Annotated in this window: 30 protein-coding genes and 1 pseudogene; 1 reads left to right on the top strand and 30 read right to left on the bottom strand. The window is 44.3% G+C overall.

Annotated features, from left to right (window positions below):
• The 29 genes and pseudogenes from D3222_RS00575 to D3222_RS00715 all read right to left on the bottom strand — a co-directional run bounded on the left by D3222_RS00575 (window position 1) and on the right by D3222_RS00715 (window position 23,768).
• Complete coding sequence (locus D3222_RS00575; RefSeq protein ID WP_118984364.1) at window positions 1–1,062, bottom strand: hypothetical protein; 1,062 nt, start codon at window positions 1,060–1,062, stop codon at window positions 1–3.
• On the bottom strand, window positions 1,059–4,676 hold the full coding sequence (locus tag D3222_RS00580; RefSeq protein ID WP_118984365.1) for a phage tail protein: 3,618 nt from the start codon (window positions 4,674–4,676) through the stop codon (window positions 1,059–1,061). The genes D3222_RS00575 and D3222_RS00580 overlap by 4 nt, the downstream gene beginning before the upstream one ends.
• 94 nt (window positions 4,677–4,770) lie before the next feature.
• Window positions 4,771–4,968, bottom strand: coding sequence for a type II toxin-antitoxin system HicA family toxin (locus tag D3222_RS00585; protein WP_118984366.1), 198 nt, complete (start codon window positions 4,966–4,968; stop codon window positions 4,771–4,773).
• 1 nt (window position 4,969) lies between these two features.
• Complete coding sequence (locus tag D3222_RS00590) at window positions 4,970–5,230, bottom strand: DUF1902 domain-containing protein (protein WP_118984367.1); 261 nt, start codon at window positions 5,228–5,230, stop codon at window positions 4,970–4,972.
• Between the two features lie 90 nt (window positions 5,231–5,320).
• Entirely contained in the window at window positions 5,321–5,935 is a 615-nt protein-coding gene (locus D3222_RS00595) for a tail assembly protein (RefSeq protein WP_118984368.1), read from the bottom strand.
• 36 nt (window positions 5,936–5,971) lie between these two features.
• Window positions 5,972–6,319 (bottom strand): hypothetical protein, encoded by a 348-nt coding sequence (locus D3222_RS00600; protein ID WP_118984369.1) that lies wholly within the window; start codon window positions 6,317–6,319, stop codon window positions 5,972–5,974.
• A gap of 34 nt (window positions 6,320–6,353) precedes the next feature.
• Entirely contained in the window at window positions 6,354–7,061 is a 708-nt protein-coding gene (locus D3222_RS00605; protein ID WP_118984370.1) for a C40 family peptidase, read from the bottom strand.
• A gap of 2 nt (window positions 7,062–7,063) precedes the next feature.
• Entirely contained in the window at window positions 7,064–7,801 is a 738-nt protein-coding gene (locus D3222_RS00610; RefSeq protein WP_198672723.1) for a phage minor tail protein L, read from the bottom strand.
• 13 nt (window positions 7,802–7,814) lie between these two features.
• Complete coding sequence (locus D3222_RS00615; protein ID WP_118984372.1) at window positions 7,815–8,150, bottom strand: phage tail protein; 336 nt, start codon at window positions 8,148–8,150, stop codon at window positions 7,815–7,817.
• The gene (locus D3222_RS00620) at window positions 8,151–11,735 is read right to left on the bottom strand and encodes a phage tail tape measure protein (RefSeq protein WP_118984373.1); all 3,585 of its coding nucleotides are present in this window, start codon (window positions 11,733–11,735) and stop codon (window positions 8,151–8,153) included.
• A 236-nt stretch (window positions 11,736–11,971) separates the two neighbouring features.
• Window positions 11,972–12,319, bottom strand: coding sequence for a phage tail protein (locus tag D3222_RS00630; RefSeq protein WP_118984374.1), 348 nt, complete (start codon window positions 12,317–12,319; stop codon window positions 11,972–11,974).
• Window positions 12,319–12,798, bottom strand: coding sequence for a phage tail protein (locus D3222_RS00635; protein ID WP_118984375.1), 480 nt, complete (start codon window positions 12,796–12,798; stop codon window positions 12,319–12,321). The genes D3222_RS00630 and D3222_RS00635 overlap by 1 nt, the downstream gene beginning before the upstream one ends.
• A gap of 23 nt (window positions 12,799–12,821) precedes the next feature.
• Window positions 12,822–13,223 carry an HK97-gp10 family putative phage morphogenesis protein gene (locus tag D3222_RS00640; protein WP_118984376.1) on the bottom strand — a complete coding sequence of 134 codons (402 nt, stop codon included), beginning with the start codon at window positions 13,221–13,223 and terminating at the stop codon, window positions 12,822–12,824.
• Window positions 13,220–13,609: a hypothetical protein gene (locus D3222_RS00645; protein ID WP_118984377.1), complete on the bottom strand. Its 390-nt coding sequence runs from the start codon at window positions 13,607–13,609 to the stop codon at window positions 13,220–13,222. The genes D3222_RS00640 and D3222_RS00645 overlap by 4 nt, the downstream gene beginning before the upstream one ends.
• Complete coding sequence (locus D3222_RS00650; RefSeq protein ID WP_118984509.1) at window positions 13,596–13,922, bottom strand: phage head closure protein; 327 nt, start codon at window positions 13,920–13,922, stop codon at window positions 13,596–13,598. The genes D3222_RS00645 and D3222_RS00650 overlap by 14 nt, the downstream gene beginning before the upstream one ends.
• Before the next feature lie 14 nt (window positions 13,923–13,936).
• Window positions 13,937–14,230: a head-tail connector protein gene (locus D3222_RS00655; protein WP_118984510.1), complete on the bottom strand. Its 294-nt coding sequence runs from the start codon at window positions 14,228–14,230 to the stop codon at window positions 13,937–13,939.
• 84 nt (window positions 14,231–14,314) lie between these two features.
• Window positions 14,315–15,541 (bottom strand): phage major capsid protein, encoded by a 1,227-nt coding sequence (locus tag D3222_RS00660; RefSeq protein ID WP_118984511.1) that lies wholly within the window; start codon window positions 15,539–15,541, stop codon window positions 14,315–14,317.
• Between the two features lie 17 nt (window positions 15,542–15,558).
• Entirely contained in the window at window positions 15,559–16,158 is a 600-nt protein-coding gene (locus D3222_RS00665) for an HK97 family phage prohead protease (RefSeq protein WP_118984378.1), read from the bottom strand.
• Window positions 16,151–17,368, bottom strand: coding sequence for a phage portal protein (locus D3222_RS00670; protein ID WP_118984379.1), 1,218 nt, complete (start codon window positions 17,366–17,368; stop codon window positions 16,151–16,153). Before D3222_RS00670 ends, D3222_RS00665 begins: the two co-directional genes overlap by 8 nt.
• The gene (locus D3222_RS25385; protein WP_198672714.1) at window positions 17,358–17,519 is read right to left on the bottom strand and encodes a hypothetical protein; all 162 of its coding nucleotides are present in this window, start codon (window positions 17,517–17,519) and stop codon (window positions 17,358–17,360) included. Before D3222_RS25385 ends, D3222_RS00670 begins: the two co-directional genes overlap by 11 nt.
• Window positions 17,516–19,246 (bottom strand): terminase large subunit, encoded by a 1,731-nt coding sequence (locus D3222_RS00675; RefSeq protein ID WP_118984380.1) that lies wholly within the window; start codon window positions 19,244–19,246, stop codon window positions 17,516–17,518. Before D3222_RS00675 ends, D3222_RS25385 begins: the two co-directional genes overlap by 4 nt.
• Window positions 19,243–19,737, bottom strand: coding sequence for a phage terminase small subunit P27 family (locus tag D3222_RS00680; RefSeq protein WP_118984381.1), 495 nt, complete (start codon window positions 19,735–19,737; stop codon window positions 19,243–19,245). The genes D3222_RS00675 and D3222_RS00680 overlap by 4 nt, the downstream gene beginning before the upstream one ends.
• A 209-nt stretch (window positions 19,738–19,946) precedes the next feature.
• Window positions 19,947–20,150 carry a hypothetical protein gene (locus D3222_RS00685; protein WP_118984382.1) on the bottom strand — a complete coding sequence of 68 codons (204 nt, stop codon included), beginning with the start codon at window positions 20,148–20,150 and terminating at the stop codon, window positions 19,947–19,949.
• Window positions 20,147–20,512: an HNH endonuclease gene (locus D3222_RS00690; RefSeq protein ID WP_118984383.1), complete on the bottom strand. Its 366-nt coding sequence runs from the start codon at window positions 20,510–20,512 to the stop codon at window positions 20,147–20,149. Before D3222_RS00690 ends, D3222_RS00685 begins: the two co-directional genes overlap by 4 nt.
• 164 nt (window positions 20,513–20,676) lie before the next feature.
• Window positions 20,677–21,063: a hypothetical protein gene (locus tag D3222_RS00695; protein ID WP_118984384.1), complete on the bottom strand. Its 387-nt coding sequence runs from the start codon at window positions 21,061–21,063 to the stop codon at window positions 20,677–20,679.
• A 323-nt stretch (window positions 21,064–21,386) separates the two neighbouring features.
• A complete protein-coding gene (locus D3222_RS00700) occupies window positions 21,387–21,836 on the bottom strand; it encodes a lysis protein (RefSeq protein WP_118984385.1) in 450 nt (149 codons plus the stop codon).
• A 35-nt stretch (window positions 21,837–21,871) separates the two neighbouring features.
• Window positions 21,872–22,963: pseudogene (locus tag D3222_RS00705) on the bottom strand (DNA cytosine methyltransferase); the annotation flags it as partial.
• Window positions 22,964–23,043: 80 nt separating this feature from the next.
• Window positions 23,044–23,445, bottom strand: a complete 402-nt coding sequence (locus D3222_RS00710) for a structural protein (protein WP_118984386.1) — start codon at window positions 23,443–23,445, stop codon at window positions 23,044–23,046.
• Window positions 23,442–23,768 carry a phage holin, lambda family gene (locus D3222_RS00715; protein ID WP_118984387.1) on the bottom strand — a complete coding sequence of 109 codons (327 nt, stop codon included), beginning with the start codon at window positions 23,766–23,768 and terminating at the stop codon, window positions 23,442–23,444. Before D3222_RS00715 ends, D3222_RS00710 begins: the two co-directional genes overlap by 4 nt.
• Before the next feature lie 247 nt (window positions 23,769–24,015).
• On the opposite strand from D3222_RS00715, the gene D3222_RS00720 reads away from it, so the two are divergent.
• Window positions 24,016–24,300, top strand: a complete 285-nt coding sequence (locus D3222_RS00720) for a hypothetical protein (protein ID WP_118984388.1) — start codon at window positions 24,016–24,018, stop codon at window positions 24,298–24,300.
• A 161-nt stretch (window positions 24,301–24,461) separates the two neighbouring features.
• Here the strand turns inward: D3222_RS00720 and D3222_RS00725 are convergent, their stop codons facing one another.
• Entirely contained in the window at window positions 24,462–24,782 is a 321-nt protein-coding gene (locus D3222_RS00725; RefSeq protein ID WP_157975261.1) for a hypothetical protein, read from the bottom strand.
• Window positions 24,783–24,902 lie beyond the last annotated feature (120 nt).

A 24,902-nucleotide genomic window follows, 5' to 3' on the forward strand; every position in this document is an offset into this window, starting at 1 on the left:
TTAAAAATTAAAATATGTTTCAGCGTCAATGTATAATGATTTCAGCGAAGAGATATAAGTATAATATCCCCAATACCCTCGTTGTATTTTAATATCTTTGGAAACACATGGTGTTATATATTTTCCATCAACCCCACCAACCGCTATCACTTTATTATTTCTTTTATAAATAGACTCACCGAAATTGCAGGGCGTGTACATTGGTCTTGATATGCCAGGTACAGCTACTTTATCTCCTTCAACGCGTCCGCCTAATGATACAGCAACAGGGCGTGTCAATACACCCACTCCAGACGAAAATCTAACATTATTACCGGAATCTCTAATTCTTAATCCATACTTATCATTACGTAAATTATTCTCAAGATTTAAATTCGAAAAAATAACAACTTTAAATTTTCCCGAAGTCATACCAGCCGACCTGGGATTTCTCACTTCCAGCGTGACTTTTGGCGTTAATTCATATCCTCTATAAATATTTAGAGCAACAAACGCGTTATTATCCTCAGTATAGAAAAATGGAAGGCAGTTATTTAAATTCAATCTATTATCAATAACACTTAAATTAAACTCTCCCCTCAACGTAAGTTCTTTTTTATGCGACACATAACTGTATTTAATATTTGGATTTAAAGAAGAAAAATTAGCATTGCCAGATATCTTTAGTCCGTATTTTCCTGCCGATATAGTCGGCCATGAAATTATAACAATATACTTTGTGAAATGATTCTTTCCTGTCTCTAAGAACTCATCCCAGTAAAATGTAAGATATCCCTGATTATCACGAGTAACAGATAAATCTTTACCTCCATCGGGCCAGCTTGCTCGTCCGTCATCTTTCCAATTTATTTCACCGAGTTTATGAGATGATACTGCATAATCATGACCGGGTGGGATTGGATTCTGACATTTCCACCAGGTATTCCATCCGCTCCCCCGAATACCCGGCGCCGATGGTGTAATAATACCCGCCCACACAATGTATGCCGGTGCCGTTTTTTCATTAAATATAAATCTTGAAAAATCAAAAGGATTCGTAATCCTTAAACCGTATTCACTCATAAGAATTCACCCAATTCAATTATTGGAACACCTGAGCCATTGAATATATATATCCCCGTGTTAGTTATCCTCATTTTGTAGCCTCCAGACACGCCATTTACTTCAAACACTCCATTTTTCATATCAATACGCAGACCCGATTTATTCGGCACATAATTAATAGATTTAAGATCAACACTGACTAACAACTCTTGAATTGTCGCACTGTCAATGAACGCACTACGCATGAACACTTGCCCGTTTTTTATAAAAAAGACAGATTCAAGTTTTTTATTCGCTGGATTAAAAACACCGAATGTCTCAGCATTAAAACCAATATTTGTTGTGACTTTTCCGTTCTTAACTTGAGCGCCGATAACCATCCCCGCGTCATAATACTGTCCGTTATAGTTAACCCCTGCTTTTACTGTATATGTTGCTGAACCATCGCCTTTCTGATCAAAAACCGTTGTCGCCTTGGTTTCAATCATTGCCTTTTGTTTTTTGAATTCAGCACTTGTCTGTGTATTATATTCAGATAACGCTTTATCCGTGTTTGCAATTGCGTTCTTATTCTCTTGAATCAGCCCTTTTGCTAAAGTGATTCCATTTGCATTATCATTAACCTCGGCTTTAACTTGATTAATATCTTTTGCTGTTGACTCATTTAATTTAGACATTGATTCTTTAATGTCTAATACGCTTGAGTCAGTATTCTTAAATTGACTAGATACTTGCTGCTGATATTCAGATAATGCTTTATCCGTATTTGCAATTGCATTTTTATTCTCTTGAATAAGTCCTTTAGCTAAAGTAATTTTATTTGTATTATCATTAACCTCGGCTTTAACTTGATTAATATCTTTTGCTGTTGACTCATTTAATTTAGATACTGACTCTTTAATATTTAATACGCTTGAATTTGTATTCTCAAACTGACTAGACACTTGCTGCTGATAACGTGCAAGTGACTGTTGATCAGATACTTGTACTTCGCGAACTTCAACAATTTCAGCTTTTCTATCTCCGTTCTCTTTCATCCAACGTTTAATATCTGCATCACGCGCGGCGGCATTTTCAAGCGCTGCTTCGGCATTTTCAAATGCTGCCTCGGTATTATCATCAATCTGAGATTGAAGCTGTTTTCCTGCGTCTGTTGTTAAGAACTGATCGCCAGCTGCGTCAATTATCCAACTCGCATCGGAAGATGACTCACCCCTGACAAATTCAGTCCACGGACTTTGATTGCCAGTCTTATCGACTAGACGAGCGCGGAAGTAGAAAGCCACACCCGCAGCTAGCCCCTGCATCGTATAAGTTCGTTGAGGATAAGGAACGTCAGACAACAGCATCAAATCATTGCCGTCATTTGTCTTACTGTACTGAATCTCAGTATGTTGTGTGTCTGATGTGTCATCACCAAAATTCCAGTCTATCGTGATCCCGAAGACAATCGGCGTTGTCCTGAAATTTAGCGGTACAGGCGGGTTGCCTTCTTTTCCGTTAAGTTGCGTTTCTTGTGCATTGGCCCAAATACTGGAAATATCTGATGCATTGATAGCCCGGACACGCGCTTGATAACGTCCCGCGTAAATATTATCAACTTCAAAACTCAAAGCTGACGTTCTCGACGCTGATATCCAATTACCATTATCTTTCCGCCACTCTGCTTCATAAGCAATAGCATTTTCTACAGCATTCCAGGTTACTCTCAGTGTAGTGACTACAAGCCCCTGTGATTTTGAAGAATAAGAACTGATAGCCACATTTTTCGGCGGAGTTTGAACGCCGGGCGGAATAACAGAAATGGGACGTTCGTCAATCCGGGCACCAGTATCAATCCGGTCATACTTATCGGGATCGTGATAGACAGCACTGATTTCAAATGTGTTATCACCTTTATCACGCACACTTGTAACCCGGTATTGCTGAACGAAGAGATCATTAGCATCAATCGCCCAACCTGACTCAGGTACCGGTGTTTCTGAATAAGCAGTGGTGACAGTAATAACTTTGCCATTAACTGCCTGGACTGTGCGACCTTCTGATTTACCGGAGGGTAAATTAACTAACAGGCGATCGCCTTCTTTAGCCTCGGCTACTCTATCTAATGTGATGTTGCGCTCTGATACGGCACTAATGCGCCCACCGATAATACGGCCTGAGCGGTTTCTGTCAGCAATTCCAATGATATAGCCGGGTAAGGGTATTTGTCCTTCTAAACCCACACTGAATGAAACAGCACTATCTTTGCTGTTTGTCAGTAAAGCCCAACGGCCTCTTCTGTTTGCTTCACTTTGTCGTGTACAACCGATTGCTGTGATCTCTGTTTGATTGACACCGTAGCGACGAACTAACTCATTATCAGAGACTGGCTCGACAGCATCAGCATAGTGATTGTCAGGATCTGACCAACAAACCATTGCTGTTGTATATCGGGTTCGCTCACTGCTTGCTGAATAAACAAATTTTCCATTGATGACATTTGACTGGTTAAAAATGTAATCCATGTCGCGAGGCATGTCAGCAAGTGCAACAAACTGATTTTGCCCCCAGTACGTCATTCCACGGAATATAGCCGCGAGATCCGTTAATACAGTCCACGCATCATTGCGAGACTGAATGTAGACATTGCATGTAAAACGAGGTTCTTTGCCATCCCCGCCGCGGCCATCTGGGACTAATTGATCACAATATTGGGCGATTCTGTAAAGTTCTGCTTCGCTGATTTGAGTTGAATTAATTCTATTTCCCAGACCAAATCCATCTGACAAAAGAATGTCATAGAAAATCCAAGCTGGGTTATCTGAATGCGCCCACTTAAATGTACCGTCCCATATTCCAGAGTAAGCTCGTGTTACTGGATCATAATTTGACGGAACGCGGATAATACGGCCCTTTGGCTTACAGCTAATTTTCGGGATATCGGGGAATTGCTTTGAATCAAACTCAACATAGAGCAACGCTGTATTTGGGTACCGAAGTTTTGCGTCGATAACTTCTGTGATCGCCTGTACAAACATTCTATCAACATATCGCCCTGAATTTTGATTGGGTGTCAGTCTGCGTACTCTGATTTGCCAGCCAGTTGTGGCTTTTGGTAAATCAATGCGATAAGAACGTTCATACAGTGATGTTGTCTTACCGTCAACCGCCGCTTTTAAGACTTCTCTGTAAGCTCCGCCATCTGTAGCAACATCTATTGCATACTCAATGCGATAACCCACTGTATCCCCGTTATCTTTTTGACGCTGCAACTGGGGCCAGCCGAAGCGCAAGCGGATTGCAGATAACTTAGTATTAGAAACGGCTCGAATCCACGGATGATCACTTTTTAGTTCCGTATTTATCCTGATTTCATTTTCTGCCGCGGGTATTCCTTGAATGTATTCTTGTGATTGGGTGCCTGGGCGGAATTCCCATTTAACACCCGAAGCGTTCAAGCTCCCATCTGCATTAGCGATTGGCGTATCATCTAAGTAAATATTTGTACCATCCAACCCACCAGCAAACTCACCCTCCCCAAGTGCCAAGAGTATTTTGGCTTTCGATATTGACTGAATACTGTCTGGGGATTCAATCGGCGTTCGTTGCTTACCGCCACCGCCTTTACGCCCTTTGATTACTTTTGCCATATTTCACCCATAAAAAACCTCGCTGAAATCGCGAGGCTGATTAAACAAAAAAACCGCAGTTAAGCGGCGTGTGTACATAAAAATCCCGTAAGGGCTATATTTTTAGGTTAATTCCGGCCTGCTTAAGAATAGCGTTAGCTGTATATTTTGAAACTATTGTGTATGGAACACTGAAATTTTTGTTTGTGATATCGCTATGCCAGATTTCATGGCTGCCTTTGCCTTGCCTAATAAAATAACAGCCATGAACCAATAGAATTTCTTTAAGTTGTGGATATAAGCCAGATCCCATATCAGAGCGCCATCCTTGAATCGTAAGATTGTTCCTGAACGAAACTAATTTTCATTCCATCAGGGTTACTACCAAGTTCATTCAGCTCGTATAGTTCGGGAGCTATCTCCCACACCCGCTCTGTCAATTCATCGTATGACTTAGCTTCCGTAACAAGACCAAGCTCATCACATTCAGCAATCCATACGTCATCATGTGTGACTTTTACAACAAAACTAGTTTGTCGATCACCGAAATGCGCCTTGTAAACTATGTTGCTCATGATGCCCCCTTAATGCTCGCTATTGGTTAATAATAACCCACATAACAATATAAGAAAAGGTGATTATTTAAGCCATCCCTAGCTTGTGATTTACTGTTGATCTTCGGTATATATCCCGGCTGAAATAATTGCTCCGCCGATCTCGCGGGTTCCATATAAGACAGGAACGGGATTACCCTGCGCCGTAGTGTTGACTGGCCCACCAAACGCGTAAGAGGGTTTATTGTCAGGGGACTCACGCATTCTCAAACCCGGCATTTGTGGTGATAGCATTTGGACAACACCACCGAGGGCCATTGATGCACCTATCATTGCAGTAGTTCCCCACATCCCCCCAGCTGTAAATGCAGCAGCTATTCCCCCGGATGCAATAGCAGCAGCAGTAATTAAAGCAACACCAAGTATTGTTTGGAATAACCCTCCGCGTTTACTGCCAATAATGACAGGTAAAATATGGATATCATCAGTGCCTTTTGTCATATCAAGCTCATCTTTGCTAATATTTTTACCGCCAACAAAAATTGCAAACGTTAGCCCTTTCTTATGGGCCTCAATCATATATTTTTCAAAACCCGGCAATAAACAACGCATAGCATCAATTGCTTTTTTAGCATCCAATGCTTTGTATTTAAATTCTTTCCCAAAACGCTTTATTAGCGGACCGTGCATTCGGATTGTTCGCATCGGTACATCAATATAAGCCATACAGTTAACTCCACACAAAAACAATTTTAATTCACTTTATATGCAATTCTTTATTTTCTGAATTCGGTCATTTATTCTATAATTAAATAATCCACTTTGATGATAAAAACTAACTTTAACTCCATTGTTCTCATCTACAATATCAACAACCTCAATCTGAGAATTAGAATACACTGTATAGCCGTTACCATAAGGTTGAATAAAAACACCTCCATATCTTGGGCTATTTTCTTGCCAACCAAACAGGATGCATTCAGCTACATCTTTTGTTTGCTGCTTTGTGGACGCATAGACCTGGTCGGGAGAACGACTTCTCATATCTTGGATGCTTGAACAGCCTGCCAAAATAAGCGCACACAGAGTAAGAATGTTTTTTTTCTTCATTGTCATTTTCTCTAAGTCAAAAAAAAAGAATAAATCACAACAAGTCTTTATAACGCAATACCTTTACCGTTCTGTCTTTCCAATAACCCCCGTAAGGCACCCGCTGACTCAGTTGTCCGTACATATGATGTAGTAACATATTATCAGACAAAAGAATACCAGCATGGTTCGCCACCGGGGAAGAAACTTGCATAATTGCCATATCACCGAGTTGCGGTTCGCCGCTGAACTCGCGAAATCCACACTGAAACCAATTATCTAAATAACGGTTTTCTTTGGCATTTTCCCACCAGCAATAATCAACCCGATAATCATTCAGCTCAATGTCATGTTTTTGCTTAAAGTAGCTCATGATTAGCCCCCAGCAATCTGTATGGCCCAGCACGAATGGACGCCCAATTAATGGTAATTCGCCACGCGGCTGAATTGTTCTGATATCCCCCTCCGGCCAACTGACAATGATCCAAGGTAATTCAGTTGTATCGCACTGGGCTTTATCCAATTCAGAAGGCTGCGTTGTTGCGTCGGGGTGACTATGCACAATCGCCGTTACTGTTCCCCAATCCTCAGCGGTTACGTACCCAATGGGATCAAGGTGAAATTGCTCTTCGGGTTCTGTTGCTAAATTCCGGCACGGGAAATACTTTTCTACACGACTTTTTTGAGCAATCACCCCGCAACACTCTTTCGGGTATTCCGATTTGGCATGAGTCATGATCGCTTTTAATGTACTATCACGCATTGTCACCGCCTGATGAGTGCCGAGCCGGGGAAACCACCAAACGGCAGGGGTTCATCTTTCCCAAATCGTTCTTGACACGCGGGTAACAACCCGGAACATTTATCTTTGCTTGGATCATCTACGGGATTATCATTCTCATCAAAATACCGGGTACCGGCATAGTCACACCCCTTGCCGGTTCGGTACCAGCCCCTTGCACACCACTCACATAAGCTATGAATCTGCCGTGTTGGGATCTTCAATCCCTGCAAGTCAGCGGGACTGGCAAGCTCAAACTTTATCGCTTCATCATCTTCTGATTCTTTTCTGTCAATATAGAAAACTTGCACTCGCTCTTGTTCAGGATCTGCGGTTGGATTGCCATCTTTGAAATTAGTGGCATCAAGATAATGAGCAAAGGTATCGTGAATTGTGACCTTTGCTTGAACCATATCATCAAATCTCAGGCATAGCGCTGTGATCAACCCGTCAATATTAGCAACTGTCAGCTTGGGACGCGCTGATTGTCCATCAGTTGACATGTCTAAGCCCTCAATATTAACAGGCCACGGCCCGTACTCTTTTCCCTGCCAGAAAAGTGATTTCTTCGGCAGTTTATCGGTTTTTAACTCTTCGGAAGTATAGGGGATAGTCTCATTATGAAACCGTAAAATATCAGCGCCGAACGCCGTCCCGTCAACTTCATACAACCGGATCGTATTACCAGGCTCTAGTTTTTGAACGTCAGCATTTATCATTATCATGTTTCCTGAATTATGGGTGATAGGCTTGGGTGAAACTGGCAGACAGCGAGTAATTCCCGCCGCCGAGGGCTATCGTCTTGTACGCGTCACAGCGATAAAGCCCGACATCAGCCAGTAAAGGGGTCCACTGAAATGACTTATAACCGCTGTGACGATCAAAGAAATCGACAATCGCGCGGATATACGTCTCGTTACCCACAAATGACAGTTCCCACTTTTGAGTTCTTGGGTGAAGTCCATCCCCGGCCACTTGTGTATAACCATCCCCGAATTGGGCTTTTCTGACTCGAAAATTCACATCAACAGCCGCTTGAACACGGGGTGACCACGTAAATATTTCAATCATTTATCTTCTCCACAACGGGCCTCCGGGACGTAAATCTCTGTCTCTGAGTTCGCGATAACGGCTATCAACAAAAGTTGCTATCTGAGATCCAAACGCTTCCAACCCTGCTGGGGCTTGTGAGGAAGCATTTCCATTACCATCGATTTGTATAAAGACTTGAGGAGCGGCGCTGACTGCCTGTGCATTAGGGCTGGACGCTCTAACACCTAATGAGCCATCAGGCCCACGTTTTAACGGTAAAATTGCCTCCGGTCCCGCTTCGCCCATCAGACCGGCCCCTTTTGCAAAGGCAAATAATGTCGGACTGCTGACTATTTGTCCGCTATAAGCGCTTAAGCTTGGAGAAGAATAAACACCGCCCTTAGCATTAAGCTTTGGCGGCATTGGTACAAGTTGACCGTTAGCTTTCGTGACTCCACCGCCAGCGCCGGAAAACCCGCCGAATAAACCTGACACCGCGTTGGTTATCACGGCTTGCATAGCAATGCGAATCAGATCTTGAATAATGGATTGAGCAAGAGAGGCGGTAAGTTCTTTCAACGAATCAGAAAAACTCTTTGTTCCCATAAGCATCCCTGTTAGCGCATTTCCTGTCCGCTGCTCAACTGCATCTAACAGATTCATCTGCATTTTCTGAAAGCTTCCCTGGCTTGCATACAACTCTTTTGCTGCGGTGAGTTGAGATTCCTTTGATTTATTAGTTGCGGCAGTTACCAATTGCTCATAGCGTTCTTTGCTAATAATGCCGTTTTGATAATAGGCGTCATATAATGCCTGTTGTTCAGCAAGTTGATTTTTGAGCTGGACAACCGGATCAACTTCTCCCGCAATATCAATACTCGGCGCAACAATCTGCTTTGCCTGTTCTGCCAGTTTTTGCCTGGCAGAATCTTGATACAACGTCTTGCTGGCTGATAAGTACTCTTGCTCTGTCAATAAACGGGCATCATAAAGTGATTTAAGCTCTGTATTAGCCTCTTGCTCTTGACGAACCAACGCTTTTACAGGGGAGTATTTCTCCGCCAAATCCATACGTTGCTTTTGGTGATTTTCAACGTTGAGGGTTTTTAAGCGCTGTATCTCAGTTTGAGAGGCTGCACCAGATTTATCTAACTCATTGAGTTTTTTGAGTGTTTCTTGTTCGCTCTGAATAATACGTTGCAGACTTGTTGTGTGCACGGACTCAATTTCTCGGCGTAATTGCTGATACTGATTGAGTGCAGTTTTATCTTCTTTCCCTTGCCCGCCTCTTCCTTTATTTGCCTGATTAGCTTGCTGTAGACGATAAAGTTCGGCTGCTTTGGCACGAATCTGATTTATTTCAACTTCATTCAGTTGTCCTTGAGCATGACTTTGCGCCTGCTGTTCAGCGGCCAACATCGCCCGTTCAACACCCTGCAATCTTTCTAATTCAATCTGTTTTTGTAGTCTATTCAGTTCTGATTGTGCTTCCGTGCTCGGAGGTAATGCTAACGGAATGGCAACAGACAACTCTTGCCGTTCCTGTAATAACTTATTACCTGCTGACAATATCCGGTTGAATTCTGAGCCTGCCGCAGTCATTAACGGTAACGTATCCGTTATGTTTATCATTTCTACGTAATTATCACGTAATAAACCGGATTGGCGAGCTTGCAGTAGATTGAGATCACTTTGTTTTTTACTCAACCCCTCCTGCATTAATTCCAGATTGTTTAGTTCGTTTTTATAGATACGCGTGGCTTCTGCTGCCATTTTTGCCTGATCTGGGGCAAAAGGAAGCCAGACACCACTATCAGATATCGCCCGTCGCTGCTCCATAATAACTCGTTGAGATTCTACGAGTTTTTTCTGGTCTTCTATCGCTTCTTTTTGCTTAGTAATGTCATCCTGCGTATCAAAAATACGTTTATTAACTTCCAGATTGCTCATTGTACGTAGAGAGTCAATCAGTTGATCGGTACTTCTTCCGAGTTCAATAGCCGATTGTTTGGCTTGCTCTTGCTGCTGATGAAGGTAGTAGATAGCAGAACCGGCAAGCATGGCAGCCCCCAACGGACCGCCCATCATCCCTAACGCACCACGAGCAAGCCCTGCCGAAATCGACAGCGCACGGGTCGAAAAAGATAATTGGCGATTGGCCTGAGTTAGTTTTCGTGTCGCATTTTCTAATTTCGCGAATGCTTCAGTTTCTTGCCTGAATAATGTATTTTTTTCCTTAGCATAATTAACAAAAACTCCATGCTGTCGGTTTTCTAACTCTTGTTGCCGAATGTATTTGCCCTGAACCTCGGTTAACTTGATTGTCGCATTGGCTTCATCAATAGCGCGTTTTGCGGTTTCTGCCTGCTGCCTAGACGCAGATCGGGAAGCACTTTCAAGTTGATACCATCCCTTTACTTGTGACTGTAAGTGACTTGTCAACTTGCCACCGATCACAGGAAGTACTGCGTATGCAATAACGTTGGCTAATGCACTAAAATTGTCTGTCAGTGTATTCACGACGCCAGTAACTGCCTGAATACCCGTTCTTAACGGACCATCAGTACTTTGACCGATTTGAATAATCATGCCTTCAAAGGCACTAGTGAGTGACAGCAGATCACCGTTTAGGTTATCAGTCCGGGTTTTGGCTTGTTCAAATGCTGTATTTGTTCCCGTTAACGCGGTTTTTAATTCGTTCAGCTTATTAACATTCTTGGTCAGAATTGTTGCAGCGTTAACATTCTCCAAACCAAACATTTTAACCATCGAAGTTGTTGACAGGCTTTTTTTACCAAGGTTTTCAAGCGCAGTAGACAGCCCTACAACGGATGGTTTCAGACTTTTATCACCCCCTCTCTCTAACATCAGAATAACATTGCGCAGTGCGGTACCCGCTTCGCCAGCTTTTACTTCACGTTCCGCCAAAACCTGAATCGCTGCATTCAGCTCCTCAAAACTGACTTTAGCTTGCGCTGCTGCCACACCACCGTTTTTGATTGCCGCAGCGGTATCGGTAATTTCAGATGAGCCGTATTTTGCACCGGCAGCCAGGACGTTGATATAGCGATCTGCTTCTGCTGCTGATGCACCGAACTGATTCAATGAGAGTGCTAGTGTTCGAGTCGCGTCGGGTAAAGTCGTGCCACCAGCCTGTGCCAGAATCAACGCAGAATTTGTTGTCTTAATCAACCCGTCACTGGTTTTCATCAGTTCGGGTTTTGCGGAGGCCATCAATTTCAGCGCTGTTGCCGCTTGGCTGGCGGTATATTCTGTTGTACGGCCCATCTCTTGCGCCGCTTTGTCAAATGCTTTTAACTGTTCCCCTGTTGCACCAGTGATAGCGGACAGATCAGACAGAGCTTGGCTGTATTGACGGGTAGTGCTAATAATAGCGCCCAGAGAAAAGCCTGTTCCTGCCAACAGTGCCAGTTGGCCCGAAACCGACTTAATCGCCGAACCGAGGGAATGATAAGATTGCTCCGTCTTTTTCGCTCCGTCGCTTGCCCGCCGCGAAAAACGATCGGACTCTTGCCCGGCATAACGATACGCATCGGAGATGGCAGACTTAAAAGAGACTGCATTCACGAGCAGCCCAACAGATAATGTTGCTAAATTTGACATAAATTAACTCAATAATTTAACGACAGCATCACACTGCTCTTGAATGGTACCGCATGATATCGGCGTGGAAGTAGCAGGATGGTATGTATCATGCCTCTCATCACGTCGATTTTTGAGACGATAATACGCTTGCCACTCATTAAGCGTTGAGACTGGTAAGGACAGGATTTTGTAGGGATCTATCTCGCCGAGCTGCTCAGCAAGGGCAAACGCAAAATGCAGCAGCGGCGATTTAGTTAGTTTTTTTCCGCATCTTCCAAGGTACCGATACTGTGGCGCTTCACAATGTTGATAGCTTCAATAATCGTTGCGTTGTCATGGACATCCATTAATTCTGACGCAGTGGGTAAATCTGCCTGATTAATTATCTGCCCCTTATCATCAACGAGACAATCCAGCACAATCTGGACGTTAAGCAAAGAGGCTTCACGACCATTACCGGCTTCACTGAGTTTCTCTACTTTCTCCTCCAATACCATCAATTCTGATGCCGTCATACGACGCAAATTGACTTTGGTACCAAACAGCTCCACCGCTCTAATATGTGGGCGAGGGGTTAACAGGGCAGCTTTTAAGCTTTTCATTATTTATTGCCTCCAGTGATTGTTGTTGGTTTGGTGGTAGCGACACCCCAGACAAGATTATTCTGTTTGCCTTTGACGGTTATTTGAATAACTTCACTGGCAGGGGCTGTAATTTCGCTCATTTCCCAACCAGACAATGCTAAGATCATTGTAGCCGTCCGTTTATTTGGTAATGCAATATAGAACTGCACAGTTTCACGATTCTGGGCAGCATTCAGAAAGTTGGTGAAATCGACATTTTCAGGATCATCAATAAACCCCAGTGTTTTCTCAGGCCCTTCTGGCATGTCTGAAATAAATTGTTTGTTGGTATCAATGAGCGTTGTGCAATCAATGAAGCTGCCCGTTAATCCTGTTGCGCCAAGCGCTTTACAGTTTATGAGTGGTTTCATTACATCAACTGTCTCACCGGGCTTGCCGAATTTAACGATTGTGCCTGCGGGCAGCATTGCATACTCTGGCGAAGATTTATCAGCCATAATAATTACTCCAAGATATTAATTTATTTGCTATAAGTGGACAGTGCGTCGCGGATTTCCGCAGTGAGCGTTTTTAATACTGCGGACTTGTTATAGTCAAGTGCGGGTCGAATGAACGGGTTCGGTACCTGCTTAATGGTTCCTACTTCCTGTGCTAATGCTTTCATGTAGTGTTGTTTTGTTGGACCAACTGTGATCATTACCCCATGATATTTTTTAGCCCGACTGCTGCGGATTTTAATATCATCCCGCATGTGTGGGCCGGGGCTGTTTTTGTCATACCCGGCATGTCGTTGCATATCTTCTTTGACGACTTCCATTGCACCCTTACCCGCTGAACGTAGGATTTTGGTCTGTAGTTCAGTGTCTAGTTCATTGAGTTTTCGCCCCAGTTCTGCCAGTCCCTTAACTTCAACTCTGATCATGCTGCGTCCTCCGCATAAGTGATGATGAAATCACGTACAACTCGATAACGCTTCTGGTTCTCTGTCAGCTCTTCAGCGGATTGGTGAAATGTACCGCGTGAAATAGCCTGTACTGGATAGCGACCAATATAGCCATGCCGAATGGATTCCCACGTCGATCTAACGGTTTCGTCCAGTTTTAACGCTTTCGCGTAATCATTCAGAACAATAAAAGCTACCTGAAACCGCGCCTCTACTAATCGAGTCGATGCTAAACCAGTATTAAATTTGGGATCGCTGATACGTTGGTATGTCACCCCCTCCAATACATTAGACGGTAATATCAGCGGGTAGGCGGGCAACCCAGTTAATCGCTCCAAATCCGTTTTAATATCAGGCTCTATCATGACGAAAATCCGCCTCAGTAGTGATCATTGTGCGAACGGATTGATTGCGGTCAACAGCACGGACAGTAAACTTTCTGCTCTGGTACTCAATCAACCAATCAGAATCTACATCACATCTAGGTCTGATAGTAAACTGCATAGTTTCAATTACTTGTTGTTGATCTGCTGTGCGTATCTTCCTGTTTGAAATCGCGACGGCTTTCGCCCAGACTGTTGCAACATATTCAGATGTGACGATTTCAGCGCCAAGCTCATCACGTGTAATAACGGTGCGAAACAACTTAATACGCTTGTTAAGTTCACCTGCTTTCACTGATACCTCTACAATCACAATGGAATATACCTGTAAGGTTCAAGTAACATCTTAAAACCACCTGGTAACACCACTCCCTCCCGGTTTTCATACCAGTGACCTACAGCGAGCATGATTGCTAACTTGATATCATCAGTGATGACCAGCCCTTCACTCACATCATCAGGAACCCGGTCATCAAAAAGCGGCCGGTTAATAAAGTTCTCGGCGCGTTGACGTGCTGCTTTTGCATACGTTATCAGTAAGTCATCTTCTTCATCCGTATCGATACGGCATTGAGCTCTGAGCTCTTTAATTGTCTGTACCATAATCATCCGAGCCCGTAACCCGTTGCCAGATTACAGGCACAAAAAAACCGCATCAGCGGCTGTTATAGAAAGGGTGCGGAATTTTTAAGCTGTACTTTTACCGGCACCGATCAACGCCTTGATAGCAGCAGTATCTTCCAATACACAGTCAAAACGGTGAAAAGCCAAGAATGCCACTTGGTCAAATTCTGCATAACGCTCAACCAATCGCTTCAGCGTCATATACGTAATACGGCGCAGAATGAAGCGATCAAAGTCACCACAGTAAACAAATTTCTTGCCTGCTCCCATGCTATCAATCGCCTGATCGATAACGTACTGCATGCCTAAGACCGAAGCAGGTGCAACTCCGGCTATATCAGGCAACCACAGCGGACGTTTATTACCGTCCACCAGTTCTGAAAGGGTCTTTAAAGTTGAATCATTAAAGGCCAGGCGAAATTTAAGTCCGTTACGGTAAGCGGGATCAATGCTATGTTTCAGCGCATTGATATCCGTCCAGTCAAGTGTGGCCGCCTTAGCTACTACGGTATCAGTTACGGAGACCTCTAAGCCTCTTGGTTGTAACGGTGATCCTGCGCCAGTTCCTTTCACTAAATATTTAGCCTCGCCACGCCCGATACGTTGAGCAATACGGCCAGCCAGATAAGCTTCAATATCAACACCACTATCTTGTAACAGTTCGTTAGAAATGCGGATAATTTTAGAGCTGAGTTTTTTTGCCCCCAGAATCGCAGTGCCAAATTCAGCATCTTGCTCTGATGTGGCAGTATTTTCTCCCAGCAGCTCTCCTTCTTCCGCCGTGCCGTCAGATGTTGACCAAATGATATCTTGTCCATTGGAGGAATTTATGATTTGAGCTACGCTGGCAATACCACCATAAGCTTTCATCGCATCAACGATTTTATTCAACATCTGAGGGGGTACTGTATAACCGCCCTTTTCATCAGGAGATGTACCTTGTGCACGGAGTTCACGAAGTGCAACTCGTTCTTCCGCGTTCAGTTCTCCAAAACCCTGACGAAGAAACTTATCAAAAGCGGAGGAACGTTTTTCTTGCTGCTGTTTTTCTGGATCATTGTTCAAATGCTGACGTTGTTCTTCCTGGCTCTCTTCAACAAATTGCTGATCGAGAGCCCGAAGCTCTTCTTCGCGTGAAATCTGATCATCCAGTTTTTGTAACACCTCTTTGGCTTTATTCCATTCTGTACGCTGCTCATCCGTCCAGTTGTTATCACCGATCTTGTCATGCAGGGTGCGCATATCAGTCGCAATAGTGTTACGCTTTTGTTTTAAATCATGTAATTTCATCATGGTATTTTCTCAATCTAAATATTTAATAAAGTCAGCAAGCGCTCACGCGCCATTTTCTGATTAATGGCTTTCTGTAGCGCACCACTATTACGCGCTTCCTGCCATGCTTTCATGGAGCGGACACCCGAATCAGCTTCTTGATATGCCGGATAGGTCACTGGGCTAACATCAAACAAGCGCGAAAACTTATTGATTTCTCTGATAATAATTCCCTCATCATCTTCGTACCATTCCTCACCGTCGCGTGCGACACGGAACGCAAACGAACTTTGGTTAATATCGCCGCGTAGCATCGGGGTGAGGACAAGATCGCGGATAGTCTGGGTGTCCGGGGCTACAATGTTGTATTGCAACCCACGCTCATCAACAGATAGTGACAACGTTCTTGATGACGAGCGGCCTAAAATAAAATTAGGATCGTGATTAAACAGACCACGAACATCATCATTCAGCACATCATCAAAAGCGCCAGGCTTAATAATTTCTCTGAATCCCCATAGCGGTTCTGAACGACTATTAAACACCGAACCATAACCGACTATCCGCATAGGCTGGTTCTCGTGTTGTTCGGCGCGTACCTCACCGCTGTAACAGCGCGTTTCTCTGTCACTCATTCGGTTTTTCCTCTTTATTTTGGCCTGTATTAACAGGATTAGCCGTATTGACACTGACCAGCATCTCATCCAATCCATCGATAGGGTTCATATCTTCAAAAGCGCGGGCCTCATTACGACTCATCCAACCATCCGTGATCGCGAGATGATAGAATTGGGCGCGTTCCTGCGGGGTTCCACGGAGCAAGCCAGCAAGATTAAAGCGAACGTAATACCCCGCTTTGCGCTCTACGAGAGTAAACAGGCGGCGATTCAGCTCCTGCTCCCAGTTCACAACCCAGGGCATGACCGTGTGACGAACAAACTGGATTGCTTGCTCGCTGATGTTAGAAAAAGTGGCTTTTTCCAGGTCATTAATCATGTGTGCCGGAACGTTGAATATCCCGGCGATTTGAGAGCGGTTCAGCTTCATCATGTCAATCAGTTGCGCGTCAACCGGTGAAACTGTCAATGCCTGATAATCCAGATCGGCAGGGAGCAGCAACGTTTTATTTTCCTGATTTCGAAGAGCCTGCGCCGCTTTCCGCCAAACATCTTTCAGCCGTTCCCAAGAGTCTTTTTTTAGCTCTCCTTTTACTGAGACAATCCCGGCCGGACGCGCATTACCGCCAAAGAAATTACTAGTATACTGTTGTCCACTCATCCCCATCCCGATAGTTTCAGCATGTTGAAGGATGGGACTTAAGCCCATTTTTTGGTTATTACCGAGTGCCCGGATATGGATCATGTCGTGGGGACTGACTGCAAAGCTGCCCTCTTCGTTATACACTCCATAGGTGTAACGACCACCGGTATTGATAAGCGTGGTTTGCCACGGCATACAGGCATCTATTGCTATCACTTCTCCCCGGCGACTGCGTTTAATCCACGAATAACCGTTACCCCAACCTAAAATATGGCGCTCTTTTAGCTCGCGCCATTTGTAACTAGTCTGCCAAACATTAGGCTCATCGTGCACAAGGTAAAAAACTGGATGATCACGACCTTGCTCTACTTTGTTATCCGTTGTTTTGCGCATGACATGCAATGGCATCTGAGCTAATGAAGACGACAACACATAGATACAGGCATACACCGCAGCTAACTTCATTGACGTTTCAGGACTGACGTAAACATCACCGGACCTAAACCCCTCATCAAGATTTTCACCTGTGATAGGATTGGCTGGGTTCTCCAGTGGCTCGCTGCGAAAAATAGCATCAAGTAACACGCTTATTCCTCCATGCTGCGATTAGGGCAAATGCCAACAGTCCACCGCCGCCCGCTTGTAAAGCAATAGCCGTGCCGTATTGCATGTAAAGCCCAAATGTGAGTAAGCCAAAGCCGGTTAGCCCCAACAGGTCTATAATCAGTAGTTTCATAGCATTAATAATTCTTCGTCAGGATCGAGAGAGGAAAGGAAGTCAGAAGGCTCATTTAACATAGCCCGCCCAATTGCCATCATCAGGGCCACTGCACCGTCGATTTTGTTTTCTGATTGCTCTTTAATGGGGCGAACCACATCATCATTGCCCGGCAAATATTTCCCGACCACGTTACCCACACACCACGTCATAATCGGATTCCCGTCATGGTGGAAGCGCCCAGCTTCAATAGCTGCCTCCAATTCTTTCATGGGATCTGACATGTTTGTGTAGTTTTGAATGATCGTGATGGGGTTTAACCCTTCATCAGCTAATTGATGCGACAGATTCGTCGCACCATGAGGATCAATCGGGGATTCTTCTACCGGATTTTCCAAGTTGTGGGCTTTAGCATCTTCAAGAATAACCCGATAATCAATTTCAGCCCCTTCTGTCACAGTAAGATGCCCGGTATTCACCCACTTTTGATAACGTTCCGCCGTGCGCTGCTGGTCCGTGTCTGTGCTATATACCGTGTCATACGGCACATAAAACTTGGGCGCAATACAGTAATAGTGCCTTTTCCCCGCCATTTCACGATAAAAAAGTTTGACATTTGAATTCATATCCAACTTTCTCGCTAAGTCAAAAGAGAGAATGCAAGGCTGCCCTTCGAACTGTTCTAACGTCAGTGTCTTATCTTCACATTCTCGCCAACTGACTAAATTGAAGTAAGCCGCTCTGGCGGATACCCAAATGTTCAAGTGCTTAGTTTTAAAGGTGTTAGCCAGACGTGCGTTATTCTTTGCTCTGTTTTGCTGACTCAGGAGAAAATCAGCATAGACAGAAACCCCCATGTTTGGGTTGGCTTTTCTGAGTACGTCTGGGTCTGTCCAATCATCCCCCTCATCAACGGTATAAATTATGCCAAATAGCTCATCATTAGGTACCGTGCCGTTAAGCATCTCAATCACTTCACGCCGCTTGTCATAGCACGGTCCCTCTATGTTGTAACCCGCCGTTGTGATTGCCCACATTAGCGGCTGACGCCTTGATCCCATCCCCGTAAGCATCGTTGTATAAAGCGCATCAGTATCATGCTCGTGGTACTCGTCAACAATGGCGCAATGCGGACTGGCTCCGTCACCAGGATTACCAATCAGAGGTTCAAACCGGGCACCGTCTTCCGGGCGGTTCATGTTTTTGGCATTCACTTCAATACCGAACGCTTCCGTTAATAAAGGAGTGCGTTTACACATTAATCTAGCCGGCCTGAATACTTCCCAGGCTTGTTTTTCTGTTGTTGCACCGGAATACACTTCCGCGCCAAATTCATCATCACAAGTAAAACAAAATAAGGCGACACCGGCTGAAATCGCTGATTTTCCGTTCTTACGGGGAATTTCTGTATAAACCTCACGAAAGCGACGCAGCTTTGTGCCTTTATGAACCCATCCGAACGCCGAACATACAATAAATAACTGCCACGGTTCCAGGGTGATCGGCATACGTTTAAACGCCCACTCGCCTTTTGTGTGAGGGAGAAGCTGAATAAATCGAGCCGCTTTTTCAGACAGATCTTTGTCAAACCGGTACCTGAACTTTTTACTTTTCTCTTGTGATAAATCATCAATGTGTCGCTGACAGGCATCAATAACATATTGACAAGCTATAACTTTTCCGCGAACGACATCACGAGCATATTGACTGGCTGCATTAACATTAGGATAAGATTTACGACTCATGATGTGATGATCCGAATAAATGGGTTTTCAACTTTAGCCTTACCAGCGGACCCAATTAACCGCTGCCGACTGCTGGGATCTAAACCCAACATGGAGCCGGTAGTACTCATTTCTGATTCTTGTTCTTTCTTGGCCGTTAACTCAGGGTTTTTTATCGGGCCACCTGTCGCACCCATTACCGTATTACCCTGCCGGGCAATATTCACAACAGCCCGGCGCCAGAACTCATAAGCCACACACCAGCGTTCAAGCACGGCTAAATCCGTCAGGCAAATAATGCCCTGCCCGCATAATTCTTTAACCGTGATCTCCCACATAATGATCGCCAGATTTAATTCGCTCTCTTGAAACCAATCGGGCGGCAAGACCCCTTTTAGCGGAGTAAAAACCGGTTCATCTTTATTCAGAGCGCGTTTACCGGGATTGCCAGCCAATTCCTTACGTGCAGTAGGCTTAGCCCGACGTCCGGATCGGCCAGCCGTTCCTGCCATATATAAAAATCTCCAAAAATGAAATAAAAACTGAAAATGCAGAGGAAAATTAACGCTTAAATTGGCTTATTTATCTCCCGGATTAAATTTCATTTTTCGCGGGCATAAAAATTCGACTGAGGCGGCGGTCCCATAAAGCGAGAGGGGTAGGGATTTGACCCGCCCCTACCCCTGCGAATAGTTCCATTTATGCTGGTTTCTTTTTGAAATTAAATATAGATATCAGGTGCATCATCGGTCATCTCATTAGTGATGAGGAGTTTGATCTCCAATTCAGGATGAATGTGCCTAGCGTTAGTGGTAATCACCGCCTCTCTTTGATTTGATAACAACACCCCTTCGACACTCAAGGTATAACCTTTAAAGATGCCATCTTTGAATAGCCGTGATAGCTTCACTTGTTTCTCTGTCATCTCATTCTCTCCGTTGCTGTCTTGCGTCTATGGCAAGGCCAGCATAGTGATTGCAGATTACTGTCATCATCAGTGCCGCCGCGGGCTTTGGGAATGATGTGGTCAACTGTAGTCGCAGTAACAGCTCTGCCATTACGTAAACAATCTTTACGTAAACAATCTTGGCACAAGTAGTTATCACGCTTCAGTATCCGCGTGCGTATGACATCCCACTTATTACCATAGCCGCGTTCGTGCCTACTCTTACCGCGTTGGTGGTTCTCCCACCCTGTATTCTGATGAGCAGTACAATAGCCGCTCCTGTCCGTTGTTGTATGCGCACATCCCCGTTTACGACATGCGCGGGGTATTCTTGCTGGCATGTCATCACCTATTTATATCCATTAAATTTACACTCATATCACACCTTCATTAAAAGCAAATAGAGATAGAGCCTCCCCTGCAATATTCTCTATAGTTTCCACAATGAATAAGCTCTTTAACATCTCTCCCATTGAGGCAGAGAAATATGAACTGAAACACATCGTTATTCTCTTTCATGACCAGATTCATCAGTGTGCATTTTCTGGCGTCGCTGCTGAGATAATCTCCTCACTTGATCAAGATATTCGGGTATGGCAGACACAAAACCGTTTAGCGTGGCGGCAAGTGGCTTCAGCGCATCGATATCTACCTGAATATCATTGGTCAGAGTTTCCGATTGATGAAATTCATCGGATTGCAGGGCAGATAATTTAGTCTCAATGATGGCAAGTGCTTCCTGTGCGTTATTAATGGCAGAGAGTACCTTCTCTTCCAGTTTATACCCCCACAGGAAGTCAATATGACCTCGACCTTTCGCTAACCCGCTTAACCATGCAGCGACTTCATCCTCTGACAGGTTTCCTGTATTGATATAAGGTTTTTGATTCATAAGTTTCTCCAGTCTGTGATTAATATGAGCCGTCTCTCCGGCTGTCACATCGCTTCGCCTACCTATGGCTGATGTTGCCAACATATGCCACTTTCAGGGGTATTGGTTATTTTTGACTCTGCTGTACACTCGATAGAAGGGTGCTATGTCATAGTTAATACAAACAGACTGCGATAACCGGCGCCGAATTGTTTCCGAATTGGAAATAGTTAGATTCAGAGTTTCCTGCTAAAAAGTCGGTGGGCGCCCACTGAACTGACATAAGTAAATAACTACTATCAAGTATTCTTGCAGTAGAATGCTCTGAATTAGTTACTCTTCATCTATTGACACTGAGTTTTGATGTAGTCCTGCAAGTATTTCGTTTGCTGCTCGTTCTCAACAATCATTCTTCGCAGATCGAAATAATCTTGTTCAACTGCTGGGTTAAGTCGTGGGGTGGCTGCATGGCCCACGCTGCCGGAGGAGCTGGCTTCGCCTTGATTACAGGTGGCCGCGATGCGCAACCGACGATGACCAGCGGCAACATCATTGCGAAGAACATCAATTTCAGATTTGGCATGAGCAAGTTCCTTTGTATGCTGATTATCCAACTCAGACAGGAGCCTTATCCGCTCCTGCTGATTAACGATTTCATTCTGCTGCTCCAGCAGCTCACTCTGTAGCTTAACTGTCGTATCAAGCTGTTTGGTATACTTACCGTAATAGTGATAAGCCAGAAGCGAGGCAAGCGCCAGTACAACGAAGGTATAACCGTGTGAGTTAAACTTCATGCGACCTCTCGTAATATCCTCTCTCCAATCCATGCCATGACCGGCACAGCAATTGAATTTCCGATTGCCCGGTAACGGTGGCCGTCGGGACAATCAGCCGAAGCCTTGCCATTCCACGGAATTTGTGTGTGATTATCGGGAAAACCCTGCAACCGCTCACACTCGACTGGCATTAAACGGCGCACGACACCCTGTGTTGCTATTAGATCAGTAGTGCTTCTATCATCTCTTGAGCGCAGTGTTGATGAAATATCATCCGTTCGGTACTCACCAAATGAGAGCAACCGGTAGGTTGAGACCAATCCACTGCCCCGCTGGGAAAATATCTCCTGATTGCTCATACCGATACCGCCAACATTATGACTTTGGCTCAAGGTTGGGTGTGGATTTGCGACTCTGTCCCAGTGGCTGCCAATAACAGCGCCTGTTCCAGTGCAGCCGGCGGTTTCTTTCCCCGCCGTTCTGCCCGGCGGAGGATTCCTGCACATGCTCTCTGGCTCAAAAAGTACTTTCGCGGGATCGAAGTCGTCACGAGCACTTGCGACAACAAACACGCGACGGCGTCGTTGGGCCACTCCGAAATATTGAGCGTCCAGCACTCGCCACGCGACATTTCTTTGTGGTCCAGACACATAACCAGCGTTCGTCCATCTTTTCCTTGACGGCTTAAGTTCTTCACTTTCTCCTGCAAGGTGAGCAAGGAAGCAACCAAAGGCATTATCTTTACTGGATAGAACTCCGGGGACATTTTCCCATACGATAATTGATCGTTGTTCGTTGTTTGCTGTTCTGACTGAATCAATGACATTTGCCAACTCCACGAATGATAATGTTAATTGTCCCCGTTCATCGCCCAACCCATTGCGCAGACCTGCAATACTGAATGCCTGGCAAGGTGTTCCGCCGACCAAAATATCGGGGGCATAGACTTGATTTGCTGCAACCATCCCGGCAATCCTCGTCATATCCCCCAGATTTCGGACATAAGGCCAGTGATATTGCAGTACCGCGCTGGGGAATTTTTCGATTTCACTGAACCAAGCTGGAGACATTCCTATCTGCTCCCACGCCACGCTTGCAGCTTCTATACCCGAACAAACAGAGCCATAGACTATGCGCACAAGCATTCCTGCCGAATTGCATTTTTCTTTATGCATGGGAAATTCCTAGAATTGGAGAGCTGAACAGGAATTGGAGAGCTGAACAGCTACAAAAGTGAAAAGGCTTTATCAATGACCTCATCGTTATAGGGCTGACTGCCATTTTCTACGGTAATAATGGCTTTGATGAGCTTTGTCATGAATATCTGATTAAATACATCAACAACCTGAGCGCCAGTCGTTCCCATGTCTTTACATACCCGGTTAATATAAGCATCAGTATTATTTTCATTAGAGGGAGCCCAGCGTGAAATAATGCCGCTGACAGTATTAATACCGTACTTCCTGTTATAATTTCTGATAACCTTCACTATTGCCCGAATACCATACTCAGGGCTGACAAACTGACAGAAAGATTTGTCAGTACGGTGTGATTGAGGGACCAATCCTTGCCAGTCATCACCCCAACGAATATTGCCGGGGTTATTATTTCGAATACCTCTGCTCATTCTTTTATTCCTGCTTTACGATTCAAGGTCCCGCGCATCCATTGGCCGAAAAAGTCTGTTCCCAGATAACCAATAATGACGCTGCCGATGTAAGCCAGGTCCGTGCTCAGATTTAAAAAGACGAGTAAGTCACGAATGAACCACGCAATTAATGCGCACATCATTGCGTCAATAATTGTCTTCCAGAACTTACCCCCGTTATATCTACCCCTGAGATAAGCCATTAAACCGGCTAAGGCCGCACCGATACCTTGCTCTTTGACTGATAGCAGCCATAACCATAGCTGCATCCAGATGTCAGGTTGCTTGTCCATGAGTTTCATATCCACCCCCGTTGGGGATTAAGTCCCCGCGAGTACGGGAGTGAGAAAAATTCACTGTGAAAGCAGGTCTATTAACCCTTTACAGTTTTCAGTTGATAAATCGAAAGAAACAATCTCGTTGCCCATATGTGATAGCTGTAATTTCTTAACCCCTGATCTTTCAGCTATGATATCTAGGCTATAAATTGATGGCTTACACAGCGTAATGCCTGTTTCTATTGATATTGTTTTATTAATGAGGTCATTCATGGGAATACTCTCAGAACTTAATACATTGTTGGAAAAGATCCCGCTCTGGAAACGCCTACAAACCATCCCATCAGATGTTGATGATTTAAAGAAACGAGTAGCCGAACTCGAATCGAAAATTAACTCATCATCGGGAGATAAATGCCCCAAATGCAGTGAAATGAGCTACGAGCTTGACAGGACGGAGCTCGATCCTACGTTCGGAGATTTAGGCGTTCAAAGGGATGTGTACCAGTGTGCTAAATGTGGTTATGAAGCTTTTAAGCAGCGCTCACTCAGTTAACCCTTTTGTAAAATGCAAAAAGCCTCGCGAGAGCGGGGCTTGGGAATTGCAGACATAAAAAAACCCCGTGAGTACGAGGATTATTAATTCAATAAGCTGTGTGACAGGGTTATTACTCTTACACTAATGCTATATAAGAAAATAATATTTATTAAAATAATTTAATTCCGTATTTTTATTCCAGAAGCTAAGAGAGCTTTTTTACAGTCCTGAATACCTTCGTTATAGCCCGCATCATAAAAACCATCGGGCGGAGATTTGCAGATAGGTAAAGATATGGCAATATTTTTCCTCTCTGATTGCGCACCCGATAAAAACAGTTTCCACATTAATTGAGCGCCAGGGTTCTCATATTTGATATCAGTTTCGTTGTCAGAGTAAGAAAAATACATCCCATGCTTTGTTTTACAAGATAAAGATACATCACTGTAATATTTATCCATAAATAGCTCAAACCTGCGCTTTATTTCATGAATATTCACTTTTATCTCTCTCGATTGACAGGCAATAAAGCATGGCAAGCCTTAAAAACAGAAAAACCCGCACTTAGGCGGGTCTGAATATTCTTTAGTGAGCATAGCTACAATTCCCCACTATTTAGA

Origin of the sequence: Photorhabdus sp. CRCIA-P01 (assembly GCF_003545805.1) — a bacterium.
GTDB lineage: Bacteria > Pseudomonadota > Gammaproteobacteria > Enterobacterales > Enterobacteriaceae > Photorhabdus > Photorhabdus antumapuensis.

Coding starts and splice junctions, on each gene's coding strand:
- D3222_RS00630 (WP_118984374.1), bottom strand. CDS start 12,319: ATGAAAAGCTTAAAAGCTGCCCTGTTAACCCCTCGCCCACATATTAGA.
- D3222_RS00665 (WP_118984378.1), bottom strand. CDS start 16,158: ATGAGTGACAGAGAAACGCGCTGTTACAGCGGTGAGGTACGCGCCGAA.
- D3222_RS00575 (WP_118984364.1), bottom strand. CDS start 1,062: ATGAGTGAATACGGTTTAAGGATTACGAATCCTTTTGATTTTTCAAGA.
- D3222_RS00615 (WP_118984372.1), bottom strand. CDS start 8,150: ATGATTGAAATATTTACGTGGTCACCCCGTGTTCAAGCGGCTGTTGAT.
- D3222_RS00710 (WP_118984386.1), bottom strand. CDS start 23,445: ATGAGCAGAGGTATTCGAAATAATAACCCCGGCAATATTCGTTGGGGT.
- D3222_RS00590 (WP_118984367.1), bottom strand. CDS start 5,230: ATGAGCAACATAGTTTACAAGGCGCATTTCGGTGATCGACAAACTAGT.
- D3222_RS00620 (WP_118984373.1), bottom strand. CDS start 11,735: ATGTCAAATTTAGCAACATTATCTGTTGGGCTGCTCGTGAATGCAGTC.
- D3222_RS00580 (WP_118984365.1), bottom strand. CDS start 4,676: ATGGCAAAAGTAATCAAAGGGCGTAAAGGCGGTGGCGGTAAGCAACGA.
- D3222_RS25385 (WP_198672714.1), bottom strand. CDS start 17,519: ATGAAACTACTGATTATAGACCTGTTGGGGCTAACCGGCTTTGGCTTA.
- D3222_RS00585 (WP_118984366.1), bottom strand. CDS start 4,968: ATGGGATCTGGCTTATATCCACAACTTAAAGAAATTCTATTGGTTCAT.
- D3222_RS00680 (WP_118984381.1), bottom strand. CDS start 19,737: ATGGCAGGAACGGCTGGCCGATCCGGACGTCGGGCTAAGCCTACTGCA.
- D3222_RS00600 (WP_118984369.1), bottom strand. CDS start 6,319: ATGAAGAAAAAAAACATTCTTACTCTGTGTGCGCTTATTTTGGCAGGC.
- D3222_RS00700 (WP_118984385.1), bottom strand. CDS start 21,836: ATGAAGTTTAACTCACACGGTTATACCTTCGTTGTACTGGCGCTTGCC.
- D3222_RS00640 (WP_118984376.1), bottom strand. CDS start 13,223: ATGATCAGAGTTGAAGTTAAGGGACTGGCAGAACTGGGGCGAAAACTC.
- D3222_RS00645 (WP_118984377.1), bottom strand. CDS start 13,609: ATGATAGAGCCTGATATTAAAACGGATTTGGAGCGATTAACTGGGTTG.
- D3222_RS00695 (WP_118984384.1), bottom strand. CDS start 21,063: ATGAATCAAAAACCTTATATCAATACAGGAAACCTGTCAGAGGATGAA.
- D3222_RS00655 (WP_118984510.1), bottom strand. CDS start 14,230: ATGGTACAGACAATTAAAGAGCTCAGAGCTCAATGCCGTATCGATACG.
- D3222_RS00715 (WP_118984387.1), bottom strand. CDS start 23,768: ATGAAACTCATGGACAAGCAACCTGACATCTGGATGCAGCTATGGTTA.
- D3222_RS00635 (WP_118984375.1), bottom strand. CDS start 12,798: ATGGCTGATAAATCTTCGCCAGAGTATGCAATGCTGCCCGCAGGCACA.
- D3222_RS00675 (WP_118984380.1), bottom strand. CDS start 19,246: ATGAGTCGTAAATCTTATCCTAATGTTAATGCAGCCAGTCAATATGCT.
- D3222_RS00660 (WP_118984511.1), bottom strand. CDS start 15,541: ATGAAATTACATGATTTAAAACAAAAGCGTAACACTATTGCGACTGAT.
- D3222_RS00685 (WP_118984382.1), bottom strand. CDS start 20,150: ATGACAGAGAAACAAGTGAAGCTATCACGGCTATTCAAAGATGGCATC.
- D3222_RS00605 (WP_118984370.1), bottom strand. CDS start 7,061: ATGCGTGATAGTACATTAAAAGCGATCATGACTCATGCCAAATCGGAA.
- D3222_RS00595 (WP_118984368.1), bottom strand. CDS start 5,935: ATGGCTTATATTGATGTACCGATGCGAACAATCCGAATGCACGGTCCG.
- D3222_RS00690 (WP_118984383.1), bottom strand. CDS start 20,512: ATGCCAGCAAGAATACCCCGCGCATGTCGTAAACGGGGATGTGCGCAT.
- D3222_RS00720 (WP_118984388.1), top strand. CDS start 24,016: ATGGGAATACTCTCAGAACTTAATACATTGTTGGAAAAGATCCCGCTC.